The sequence below is a fragment of the Calidifontibacillus erzurumensis genome (assembly GCF_013303125.1).
In the GTDB taxonomy this organism is placed as follows: Bacteria; Bacillota; Bacilli; order Bacillales; family Bacillaceae_J; genus Calidifontibacillus; species Calidifontibacillus erzurumensis.
Window position 1 is genome coordinate 1 of the sequence record NZ_JABTTE010000017.1, and the last position, 12,503, is coordinate 12,503.

Annotated in this window: 10 protein-coding genes and 1 tRNA gene; 10 read left to right on the forward strand and 1 reads right to left on the reverse strand. The window is 35.4% G+C overall.

Annotated features, from left to right (window positions below):
* Positions 1–420: 420 nt before the first annotated feature.
* The 4 genes from HR057_RS12005 to HR057_RS12020 all read left to right on the forward strand — a co-directional run bounded on the left by HR057_RS12005 (position 421) and on the right by HR057_RS12020 (position 3,530).
* Positions 421–870 carry a hypothetical protein gene (locus HR057_RS12005; RefSeq protein ID WP_173731687.1) on the forward strand — a complete coding sequence of 150 codons (450 nt, stop codon included), beginning with the start codon at positions 421–423 and terminating at the stop codon, positions 868–870.
* A 304-nt stretch (positions 871–1,174) separates the two neighbouring features.
* Entirely contained in the window at positions 1,175–2,095 is a 921-nt protein-coding gene (locus HR057_RS12010; RefSeq protein WP_173731688.1) for an alpha/beta fold hydrolase, read from the forward strand.
* 399 nt (positions 2,096–2,494) lie between these two features.
* Positions 2,495–2,890: a nuclear transport factor 2 family protein gene (locus HR057_RS12015; protein ID WP_173731689.1), complete on the forward strand. Its 396-nt coding sequence runs from the start codon at positions 2,495–2,497 to the stop codon at positions 2,888–2,890.
* A 566-nt stretch (positions 2,891–3,456) separates the two neighbouring features.
* A tRNA-Pro gene (locus tag HR057_RS12020) sits at positions 3,457–3,530 on the forward strand.
* A 110-nt stretch (positions 3,531–3,640) separates the two neighbouring features.
* On the opposite strand, the gene sstT is transcribed toward HR057_RS12020, so the two are convergent.
* Positions 3,641–4,873 (reverse strand): serine/threonine transporter SstT, encoded by a 1,233-nt coding sequence (gene sstT, locus HR057_RS12025; protein ID WP_173731690.1) that lies wholly within the window; start codon positions 4,871–4,873, stop codon positions 3,641–3,643.
* 567 nt (positions 4,874–5,440) lie between these two features.
* Between sstT and HR057_RS12030 the strand changes: the two genes are divergently transcribed.
* From HR057_RS12030 to HR057_RS12050, 6 genes are all read left to right on the forward strand, one after another.
* Positions 5,441–5,764 (forward strand): BC1872 family protein, encoded by a 324-nt coding sequence (locus HR057_RS12030; RefSeq protein WP_173731691.1) that lies wholly within the window; start codon positions 5,441–5,443, stop codon positions 5,762–5,764.
* A 573-nt stretch (positions 5,765–6,337) separates the two neighbouring features.
* Positions 6,338–7,201 carry a transporter substrate-binding domain-containing protein gene (locus HR057_RS12035; RefSeq protein WP_173731692.1) on the forward strand — a complete coding sequence of 288 codons (864 nt, stop codon included), beginning with the start codon at positions 6,338–6,340 and terminating at the stop codon, positions 7,199–7,201.
* 573 nt (positions 7,202–7,774) lie between these two features.
* Positions 7,775–8,557 (forward strand): amino acid ABC transporter permease, encoded by a 783-nt coding sequence (locus HR057_RS12040; protein WP_173731693.1) that lies wholly within the window; start codon positions 7,775–7,777, stop codon positions 8,555–8,557.
* Between the two features lie 18 nt (positions 8,558–8,575).
* On the forward strand, positions 8,576–9,316 hold the full coding sequence (locus HR057_RS12045) for an amino acid ABC transporter ATP-binding protein (RefSeq protein WP_329955880.1): 741 nt from the start codon (positions 8,576–8,578) through the stop codon (positions 9,314–9,316).
* 869 nt (positions 9,317–10,185) lie between these two features.
* Positions 10,186–10,314 (forward strand): hypothetical protein, encoded by a 129-nt coding sequence (locus tag HR057_RS17240; RefSeq protein ID WP_268990207.1) that lies wholly within the window; start codon positions 10,186–10,188, stop codon positions 10,312–10,314.
* A gap of 323 nt (positions 10,315–10,637) precedes the next feature.
* Entirely contained in the window at positions 10,638–12,479 is a 1,842-nt protein-coding gene (locus HR057_RS12050) for an SLC13 family permease (RefSeq protein WP_173731694.1), read from the forward strand.
* Positions 12,480–12,503 lie beyond the last annotated feature (24 nt).

Genomic DNA, 12,503 nt, shown 5'->3' on the forward strand with positions numbered 1-12,503 from the left:
TTCGGCTTCGTAAAGTCTATTTTCATAAGGATAAACGATCCCTTTTTTCTACTCTTTCCCCGCACAAAAGACAAATAAAGGAATTATTTTCTTCAATATACCCATTTTTCAACTCTTCAAGAGAGGCATTCCAGAAAGTATTTGATAATTCCATTGTTAGATGCACTTCCTATCTATTGAAAAAATAAACAAAGATGCAATTTGTTTAGATTTCTTTAAATATATTATTAAAAAGTTTGTGTGCAGTCAATAAAATAACAAACATTTTTATTTATTGTTTGTAAAAATATAAACAATTATAAAATACGTTCAAAAATATAATAAGCGCTTTTATAAAAACTTTAAAGAAAGGCTATGGTATTATAAATGTATTATTTGTTTTCCATGTATCTTTTCTGGAATAAGAAAGAGGGAGATCGTATGAAAAGAATTGTTTTATTTGTATTTCCCATTATTTTATTAATTGCTTTCGCTTTCTTTGGTAAAACATTTGTAAGTGGTGAGCCACCTTTGCCGTCTATTACAGTTGATGGAAAGCCGATTACTGTGTTTCAAGGTTCTTATTGCTGGCGTGGCTTTTTAGGCGGCAAATGTGTTGATATGGCTTCTCCTCCAGAAATCATAAAATTTCATCGTGTTGTGCCTGAAAAAATATCTCCCGAATCTATATTGTCGATAAATTTCAAAAATGAACCTCTTTCAGATTCAGTTCGTGCAAATTTGTGGATTAGTGATGAGCAAACAGAAGAATTAAGTATTAACGATAACCAATTAATAGCTCCAAAAGAAAAAGGTGTTTATGTATATGACATTTATGCAAGGTGGGACAAAGGGGATGCAAGTTTTGTTTTTAGTATTGAGGTAGAATAATTTGAAAAAAATTCCAGAATTCAAGTGCTAACACTTGAAGCATAAATGAATCAAAAAAAGAGCCGGTTGTCCTGAGCCTCTCAGGCAGCCGGCTTTTTGTTGTGCACCTAGCATGAGAAGTTGCCTCTCTTTTCGTATGAACAACGGATATAATAAATATCCGAATTTAAATATAACCTCTCCCACTTTAATAATAACATAGCAAAAACATGAATTATAGACTGTTTGTTTTTAAAGTACACTCATATAATAAACCTACAGCTTTTAACTGAATTAAATAAATTAGTCTAAGGAGGATTTAAGCATGGATACGAGTAAAGTTCAAATTCATGGTGAAGAATGTGTTCAAAATGTTGGTCCGTCGAAAATAAAGGTTGTTTATCAGCGTATTGGCAATCCTGCTTTGCCTCCGGTCTTCCTGATTATGGGTGCTGGTGCACAAATGATTAACTGGCCTGAAGGATTTTGTTTGGAACTGGCTCGTCATGGCTTGCACCTTATTCGATTTGATAATAGAGATGCTGGTCTTACAACTCACTTTTCCAATGCACCTGTCCCAGATTTTTCTGCGATACAATCCGGTGATTTTTCTACAGTGACTTATACTCTTTCTGACATGGCAGCAGACACAGTAGGTCTCATGGATGCACTTGGATATGATCGTGTACACTTAGTTGGGGCATCAATGGGTGGTATGATCGCTCAAACGATTGCTATAGAGTATCCTGAAAGGGTGCGTTCACTTACATCTATGATGTCAACGACTGGGAACCCTTTGGTAGGACAGCCTGACTACTCAGTGTTGGCAAGTTTGGGGTCGCCTCCATACGATGATCGTCAAGCATACATCGATTGGCAGATTCAGTCACGTAAAGCTATTGGTTCTCCAAAATATCCTTTAGATGAAAATGCCATTGCTAAAATCTCTGGTCTTGCTTGGGATAGGGATCATGATCCTTTGGGGATGTTGCGCCAAGCTGCAGCAGTAATAAAATCGGGTGATAGAACAGAACAACTACGTTCTATAAAGGTACCAACTCTAGTTATCCACGGGGAAGATGATAAAATGATTGATATAAGTGGAGGACGTGCTGTAGCATCTGCTATTCCAGGTGCCGAGCTTGTCACATTCAAAGGAATGGGGCATGATCTGCCAAAGCCTTTATGGCCTGTGCTAGCAGAGAAGATAGCACATCTAATACATCGAGTGGAATCCTCTTCATAAATAACTGCTTGTTTTCACTGCAAAAAATTTTTGTGCACAAAATAATAATAGGCGTTCCTATAAAGATCGGGTTCTGCCTATTTTTTATTATCATGTCTATACCGATCATTTTCCGTTTTTTCACTTTTATGGAGAAAAACCATCTAATAAAAAGGAGAATTTGTTAGTACTTGTACTATATTTCATGTAAATAATAATATAAAAAAATGATGCCGATAAATCTAAAATAGTTAGAAGGAGTAAGATAGGAAATGTAATCCTTTTCCATTACTATGTTTCCTGAGACTTGGACATATTTATTAATTAAAAGGTAATTATGTGCAATTCTTTTTAATTACAAATTGATTTCATTGGTGCTAGAAAAGGAACTAATAACAATGATAGAAAGGATAGGGAAGAATGAAATTTTCTGATCTTAAACTTTCAGTACCTAAAGATTGTGGCAATGCACCCAAAAAAATCATACTAAAAGATTTCAATATAGCGTTTGTTACTTTGGACAAAACATTCTTATTAGAAAATATAAGTGATGATATGAAATGGATTATTGTAGGGAATGAAATTGTTGAAGGAAAAGAAGAATTTATTAATAAATTGGCTACCCTACACAAAGATAAAATCACTGAATTGCTGATTTACAATATTATCACTCATGGAAATGTAGCTTCGGTACACGGGAAAGTGATTGGCATTCATCAATCTTATGATTTCTGTCACGTGTATAAATTTACTGGAGCAAGTAAGACTGCGAAGATTAAAGAGATAACATCATTTATAATCATTGGAAAGGAATAAATTTTGTAGACTAAAAATAAGTATGTAATATCACTTAATTAGGTGGCTCATCAACTTGTAATTTTATTGAATATGCCCTCCGTAGATTTAATGGTAAAATTGGGAAAATGATGAAATGTAACTGGAGGGATATTCTTGCGCATTTTAGTACACAATTTAATTTTTTCTTTGTAATATATATTTTACTTGTACTTTTTGATTATTTTAGTGATAAGACATTTCAGTGGCTCGAAAACTTCATTCAAACTCTATTTATTTTGTTTTTCTACGGATTATTTTCGTGGGCAACAAGGAATAAAAAAGATAAAAATTCGAATTCTTAAAGCTTGAATTTAGATCTTATTTTCAGTCCTAAAAAATCAAATTGGAACTTTTGCAACAGCTATCTTATCATTTACCATATTAATATGAGCTGTGGCGGCAGATTGACAGATGCGCTAGATTCAGGTTCTAGTAAGAACAATTTCGTGTGAGTTTAAGGCCCACCTGCTGTATGACGTGAATAAATTTGTATCTGACTGAAAAAGGTACCAAAAAAGCAACATAATATAATATCTTATAAATATCGGAATGTAGCTCAGCTTGGTAGAGCGCTTGGTTCGGGACCAAGAGGTCGCAGGTTCAAATCCTGTCATTCCGATTTCAATGGCAAGTGCAGTTAGCGCTTGTCTTTTTTTATCAAAAGTTCCCATGTGTTACGATTTTATAAGCAAAAAGAGCAGGCTGCCATTGCAGTCCGCTCTTTTTATTTTAAGCGTTAATAATAAAGTCCTTTCCTTCTTTACGTATTTTTGCATATTCAGCTGTAGCTGTAAAAAGAATATCAGAGGATGAGTTCAGAGCTGTCTCACAAGAATCTTGAAGTACACCGATTATAAAGCCGACGGCAACAACTTGCATTGCAATATCATTTGGAATGCCAAACAAACTACAAGCTAACGGTATCAATAAAAGTGATCCGCCTGCAACACCAGATGCTCCTGCTGCAGATATTGCTGATAGAACGCTTAGAATAAGTGCAGTACCAATATCAACTTTTATTCCAAGTGTATGAACAGCAGCAAGTGTTAAGACAGAAATCGTAATGGCAGCACCAGCCATGTTGATCGTTGCGCCAAGAGGTATTGAAACGGAATACGTATCCTTATTCAACCCAAGTTTTTCAGCCAAACTTAAATTAACTGGAATGTTTGCGGCTGAACTACGTGTGAAAAATGCGGTAATTCCACTTTCTCTAATACATCTAAAAACAAGTGGGTAAGGATTTTTGCGAATATGAAAATATACAATAATTGGATTGATGACAAAAGCAACGAAAAACATCGTCCCAAGAAGAACCATTAATAATTTACCGTACTCTAGCAAAGCAGAAATTCCGCTTGTAACAATTGCGTCAAATACAAGACCCATGATTCCGATTGGGGCTAAATTAATAACCCATTTTACAATTTGGGAAATAGCATCAGAAAAATTAGCGAGAACACTTTTGGTCGTTTCAGATCCATTTTTTAACACAATACCAAGCAGCACAGCCCAAGTAAGGATGCCAATATAGTTCGCATTCATTAAGGCACTCACCGGGTTATCTACAATGTTGAAAAGCAAAGTACGTAGTACTTCTGCAATGCCTCCCGGAGGGGATAGTTCTTCAGTACCTTCTGTAAGTGTTAAACTGACAGGGAATAAAAAGCTTGCAATAACAGCTGTAAATCCAGCTAGGAATGTGCTAATGCCGTATAGAACAAGGATGGATTTCATATTTGTTTTTTGGCCAGATTGATGTTGGGAGATTGCTGACATAACAAGAAATAAAACGAGTACTGGCGCAACAGCTTTTAAAGCGCCTACAAATAAAGAACCAAAAATTGAAATCCATTTTACTGGCTCTGGAATTGTTACAGCTAAGATGATACCGATAATCATACCGGTAAGTATTCGTTTAACGAGGCTTATTTGGTTCCATCTGAGAATCAATTGTTTCATAAATTCCTCCTGATTTTATATGTCGATATAATTTAAAGTATAATATTTTCCACTGTACATATACATATGTTTTCCTATCATGAACAAGTAATAGTTTAACATGAATATTAATAATTGTGAAATAAATTGTTATATCAAAATATTTAAAATTTTTTAGAAACTTAATGGGACTAATAAAGTATTATCAAAAGGATAATTCAATTTTAAATTTAATCCGGTTTTCACGACTTCATAAATAAATAATGGTAGCTTTTACTATTTGTCTATGATGAAGCGATAAATTCGTATTTGTCAAAGCGTTTTGTTGCTGGAAATATAGGGAGCAGTTTCATTACAGCATAAACTATGTTGGTTTTTCTATGCTCTTCACTATTTGCGAAATATTGAATGGGATAAAATGTAAAACCCTCTTTTAAAAATTTCTGTACAATTTTTAAATTTTAAAAATTTAGCAGTGGCAATTTTATATAATCTGTTATATAATAAATACAAACAAACGGAATTTGTAGTATAACAATATGATTTCAAACTTAATGTTCAATATTTTGCGAAAAGGGGTATAGGGGTATGAACAAAGTGGATGCGATTGCTCGGAGAATTTTAGGTTGGAAACTTAATCGTTGGGACAGATGGTATGATTATGAAAATAAGCGCTTTATTTATGAATCTGAATTTCAGCCAGAACAAAATCTTGATCATGCGATGCTTATTGTAGACCGTTTGAAAAAGTACGGATTTGAATATAATACGAACGGTGTTTCAGAAGTACGTTTTAATGATGCAGTTGGTAAGGGTGATACATTGGCGCAAGCAATCACAAATGCGGCTTACAACATCATCGAAAAAAGTTCAATGGCCAATACTAGCAATATTTGGCGTACGTTATGCTAATTTCTTAAAGATTCAAAAATTGATAAAAAGATCGGTCTTTAGTTGTTCATTTGACCCAGCGTTGTTAGAAAAGCAAGGGAAATTCCTTTGCTTTTTTTTGTTAGCTTTATAATGTGTCCTTCAAAATAAAAATTGAAAATTTTTTATATATGTAAATAATTGGATTAAGACAAGATGGAAATTTACTATTTACGGCTGTTTTTTTGTACATTTGGTTGACAGATTTGCGAGATTGTTATATAAATTAAAATATATTGGTAAAATATTAAGTTAGCACCTTAATGTAATGATTTTTATTATTACAGTTTGGGTCTGCCGTTAAGAGCTAGTATAACTGGGAAATTCCAGTTTTTTGCTTTCGTTTATTTCTAGGAATTGGCAATTTGGCGATTGACGTTTGCGACCTGAGGTTATCTCAGGTCGTTTTTATGCGTTTACTAACAGAAGATCCCACTCACAAGGCATGCATGATAGATGCAGATCATCTGGAATATAGGAGTGGTGTGTATTTTTTGTAATTCTAGCAATACTTTAATTAAGGAAGATAAGGGATTTCAGAAGGAGGTTATGGGAATGAGAAAAAATTTGTCGTTATTATTGGCGATAGCGCTTTCAACATTGTTGTTGCTTGCTGGATGCGGAACTGCCAATAATCAAGAGAACGCTGAAAATGCTGGAAATGGCCAGTCTAATGCATCTGAACAAGATGTATTTCGTGTAGGAATGGAAGCTGGTTATCCTCCATTTAACTGGACACAAGCAGATGATTCAAATGGTGCTGTAAAAATTGAAGGAACACCAGATTATGCAGGCGGTTATGATGTTGAGATTGCTAAACGAATCGCTGAAGGTTTAGGAAAAGAATTAGTGATTGTAAAAACAGAATGGGATGGACTCGTACCAGCATTGACATCAGGAAAAATTGATGCAATTATCGCAGGGATGTCTCCAACTGAAGAACGTAAAAAGACAATTGACTTTACAGATATTTACTATAAATCTGATTTAGTTATGGTTGTGAAAAAAGGCGGAAAATATGAAAACGCAAAAACCCTTGCAGATTTCAAAGGTGCAAAAATCACTGGACAGTTAAATACATTCCATTATTCTGTCATTGATCAAATTGAAGGGGTCAACAAGCAACCGGCAATGGATAATTTCCCAGCAATGCGTGTAGCATTAGAATCTGGAATTATTGACGGGTATGTATCTGAGCGCCCGGAAGCTGTTAGTGCATCAGCTGCAAATGAAAATTTTGCAATGGTTGAATTTACAGACGGCTTCAAAACATCTGATGATGATACAGCCATTGCTGTCGGATTACAAAAAGACAGTGAATTAAAAGATAAAATCAATGAAATTTTAGCAGGTATTTCAGAGGAAGAAAGAACAGAAATTATGGATGCTGCGATCAAAAACCAACCGGCAGCACAATAATCTTGATGTGAAAGAGGTTGTCTCAGGAAGTGTATGGTATCCAAATACGGTGCTTTTCAATTTGGCATAGAAAGTATGCGGCGTCCAACACTATTTGAGATAGCCTCTTTGTGGTGTTTTAGAGGAAAACAGTATACTAACTCCGCAAAGATTTTTACTATAGTTTACCTTCAATTTAAGTGTCTTGCTGAAGATTCCTTTTATTCTCTCAAAGTGTAATCAGCAATTATCTTAGGTAAATTTGTCCATCATATACAGAATTTCAATATAAATCCACTCTTGTCTATGTGGGATGAAATCCTCAATAATTATAGTTCAGAGCCACATAAAAAATTATGGGAGGTGTAACCTGGAGCTAAAATCAATGATTGCGATAGGCTATTAACTATATAGGAAATAGTCTATGGCAAATACAGTTCCTTGCAGGAACCCGCGGAATGTTTGCAAATAATGGTGGATGAAAAGAAATGCAATTCCTCTTCCATCAGCATGGAATGGGTCTTTCGCGGCAGGTCACCGATCCTTAGTTCGGTGTAAATTTTGAGGCTTAAGATTATAGCAACCAGGGGAAATATGACCTTTGAATGGGTAGTGAAAATTGTAACAGAAAACTGGCCCATGTTTATTCGGGGAGCCGGTGTAACACTTTATATTTCCATTATTGGAACAATTTTAGGGTCAATTATCGGCTTATTAGTTGGAGTGATTCGGACGATTCCGATGCCTGAGCGCGGATCAAAGCGTGTTTTATTAAAAGTTGTTAATGGCATTCTTTCTGCTTATATTGAATTTTTCCGTGGTACGCCGATGATCGTGCAGGCAATGGTTATCTTTTACGGATCTGCACTAGCGTTGGGAGTCGATATGGATCGCACGGCTGCAGCTATTTTTATCGTATCGATCAATACAGGTGCCTATATGTCTGAAATTGTTCGCGGCGGGATTGTTTCTATTGACAAAGGGCAATTTGAAGCTGCACAGGCAATTGGGATGAATCATTTTCAGACGATGATCTATGTTGTACTACCTCAGGTTATTCGGAATATTTTACCGGCAACTGGTAATGAGTTTGTTATCAATATTAAAGATACCTCTGTATTAAACGTAATTTCTGTATCTGAATTATTCTTTGCAACGAAAACAATTGCAGGAAATAACTTTAGATACTTTGAATCATTCTTTGTAGCGTGTGTTCTATACTTTATCATGACATTTACCGTTACAAGAATACTCCGCTATATTGAAAGAAAATTGGAAGGTCCGGACACATTCATGATGGTGCCAGGCAACCAAATGCAAGTAGAAACAGCAGAAGATGCACTGCGCAGAATTGACAAGTATGACGGCAACAAATAGGCGAAGGAGGAGAAAAGGGTGGAAAAAATAATCGATATTCAACATTTAAGCAAATCCTTTGGAGCCCATGAAGTTTTAAAAGATATCAATTTTTCGGTTAATAAAGGCGAGGTCGTTTGTATCATAGGATCTTCGGGTTCGGGAAAATCAACTCTTCTTCGCTGTATTAATCTATTGGAAAAGCCAAGCGGAGGGCAAATCATCTATAAAGGCGAAAATATTTTGGATGACAAGCATGATATAACTGCTTACCGCCAAAAATTAGGGATGGTTTTTCAGCAATTTAATCTTTTTAACAATTATAATGTATTGGGCAACTGTGTTGTCGGCCAAGTAAAAGTTTTAAAACGATCCAAAGAAGAAGCTGAAAAAGTAGCGATGAAATATTTAAAAGTCGTTGGTATGGATAAATTTATTCATGCAAAACCGAAACAATTGTCAGGTGGTCAAAAACAACGGGTTGCAATTGCTCGTGCTCTTTCAATGGAACCAGATGTTATTTTGTTTGATGAACCAACATCCGCACTCGATCCTGAAATGGTAGGGGAAGTTTTAAAAGTTATGAAAGAACTGGCTGAATCAGGTTTGACCATGTTAATTGTTACCCACGAAATGGAATTTGCAAGAGAAGTGTCAGATCGGATCGTCTTTATGGACAAAGGTGTTATTGCTGAAGAAGGTCCACCGGAACAAATTTTCAACAACCCAAAACAGGAGCGGACAAGAGAATTTTTAAAACGTACGTTAAAAACTTTGTAATAGTAGTTTAATTTTTAATGGCAATTATTAATAGGTTCTTACGTATGTTGGGGATCGCTTTAAATAAGTTTTTATAGAGATGAACGAATGGCGGAGAACAGCGTTCAAAAAATAATCGTTGGAAATTGCTGTTTCACCCAATATGCGTAAGAACTTATCAATAGCGTGAAAAATGCGGGCATGATTATTTGCAAGAAAGACTAGCAGTTATTCTTGGTCATGCCACTATATGAATTTTTATAGTAACCACTATAAATGAATAAGAATGTAAAAGCTGCCGCAAATGTAGTTTTGATTTGAGGGCAGCTTTTTTATATGTTCAGAAATCATTGTGTAACATGGCGATGAAAATAAGTTTCATCCTTGGGGTTCAAAAAGTTGTTAAAGATTTTTTTGTTGCAATTTGATGGACTATATTGAGAAAATTCAATCAATTTTATATAATCTTCATAAATACCTTCTTCTATACCATCTATGGGTTACATTCCAAATTGCATATGACGTAATGGCAAGTTTTGAAAAGTTGTAAGCTTAATGAATTTTAAATGATTTATGTAAGTTTAGCTAGCCAGATCGAAGTTACTCCTGATGACAAAATAAAGGAGGTGTAGCCTGGAGCTGAATCTATAATTTTAATGAATAATTTTTTTAAATAGTTATAGATTTTAGTAGCCAGGAATGTAGTTTGGATGTTTGTGAAGAAAGTTTGTTAGAAGTTCGAAGTAAGGGTTGTTTTGTTGAAAACGTTTTATCTTGTAATACGGAATTGGAAGCAAGTGTTAGAAAAGTCCCTTTCTGTAAACTTACGATTGTTGAACTGAGTAAACAAGTAAAAAATCCCATAGATGAAAAATGGAGGTATGATTGCTGTGACTAAAAAGAAGCAATTAAGAAAAACAGTTTTAAGGACAATTAAAACCCATTTGAAAGAACAGAAAGAAAAACACTTGCAATGGAAGAAGTTTGAAACAAGAGAAGATACATTAAGTTCCAAATAATTGATCTTGTATTTGGAATAAACCATAGGAAGAAGGTTAAGAATCCGAGGGGAGTAGGGCAACCTCCAGTCCTTTTTTAAAAGGCAATGAGGGAGCCATCTCCCCTTTATCTTTTTCTGAGAAAATTCTTTTCATTAGGACTGAGGGCTTGTTTGGGGTAAAATAATTCAAGAAAAAATATAGGAACTTTCCGTTTTTTAAATGGGAATATATTAAAGGGTACATTTTTTGTGAAAATGTTGACGAAAGTAATTTCATTCTGGGTTGTGGCCTAAAGATCATGGCAGTTTTTTTGACAGCATAAAGTTGGAGGATACGTGGAAATGCAGTTATTTTACACATTTTTGATCCTTGGCATCACTGTTCTTTTATTTATGACAAATCGCATTCGCGCTGATCTAGTAAGTGTTCTAAGTTTATTAGCGCTTATCGTTACTGGCGTTTTGGAGCCGGCGGAGGCGCTTTCTGGGTTTTCTAATTCTGTAGTTATTATGATAGCGGGCCTGTTTGTCGTTGGAGCAGGAATCCTTCGGACAGGGCTTGCCAAAAGGGTGGGAAATCTTCTTTTACGGTGGTCAGGTAATAGCGAAAGAAAATTATTCGTTTTACTATTGGTGATTGTTATTGTTGTTGGGTCTTTTATGAGTAATACCGGCACCGTTGCAATCATGTTACCGATTGTAATAAGTATAGCGGTGAGTATAAAAACAGATCCTTCGAAGTATTTAATTCCTTTATCCTACGCAGCGAGTTTATCAGGACTGATGACATTAATCGCTTCTCCTCCCAATTTAATAGTAAGTCAAACTTTAGTTGATTATGGGTATGAGCGTCTTCAGTTTTTGGATATTACACCAATTGGAGTTATTGCTGCAATTACTGGGATTTCTTTTTTATATTTGTCTAGAAATTTCCTGTTGCCGAAAGGAAAAAATAAGCAGCAAGATAATAGCAGTCAGGTGTCAATAAAAGAACTTATTGAAAACTATCGTTTGAAAGGGAATTTACACTTTGTTCAAGTCCTTGATCATTCACCTATTACAGCTATGAAACTTTCCGATTTGAAAATTCCGGCAAAGTATAATTTATGCATTTTAAAAATAGCCCGCAAAGCAGGTGATGCGAGAAGCATCTTACCGATTACTTATCAAGAAATGGCCGGTCCAAACAGTGTCATTCAGGCGAAAGATATTCTATTTATTCAAGGCCCTCGTTCGCAAGTAGAAAAGATGGCGGAAGATTTTCAACTTCTTTTGGATGTTGAAATGACAAACAGCGATGAACTAGTGACTGGCAAAATGGGAATTGCTGAAGTTCTTTTAACGCCATACTCAAGTTTTATTAATAAAACAATAAATGAGATTAACTTTAGAGAAAAATTTAATTTGAATATTATTGGCATTAATCGAAAGGGTACATATATTTCTAAAAATATGTCGCAAGTTCAGCTACGCTTTGGTGATGCTTTGCTCGTTCAAGGGGCGTGGGAAGATATTGACCGGCTGTCTAAAGAAACGAAAGATGTAGTAGTGGTTGGCCAGCCGATGGAGCATGCAAGTATGGCATCTGCCAGCGGAAAGGCGCCTATCGCAGGATTGATTCTCCTTTTGATGGTTGGATTCATGATCTTTGAAGTTTTTCCTGCTGTTATTTCGGTATTAATTGGTGCAATATTAATGATTATTACTGGATGTTTGCGCAATATGGATGATGCGTATAGTCAATTGAACTGGGAGAGCATTGTATTGATTGCATGTATGCTGCCATTCGCAACAGCATTAGAGAAGACAGGGGGGATGGCTATCCTTTCAGAAGGGCTTGTTCATTTGCTTGGTGGTTTTGGCCCCTATGGGATATTAATAGGAATTTTTATTATTACTATGGTTTTCGGACAATTTATTAGTAATACTGCAACGGCTGTTTTATTTGCACCGATCGCAATGGAGGCTGCGATTAATATAGGTGTAAGTCCATATCCTTTTGTGATTGCTGTTGCCGTTGCTGCAAGTATGGCATTTGCAACACCTGTAGCATCTCCTACAAATGCTTTAGTAATGACAGCAGGTAGTTACAAGTTTGGTGATTTTGTAAAAATTGGAATTCCTATGATGATAGTCATGTTTATCATCATGATCATTGTCATCCCGCTATTCTTCCCGTTTTAAAAATATACCACAGATGGTGCCACG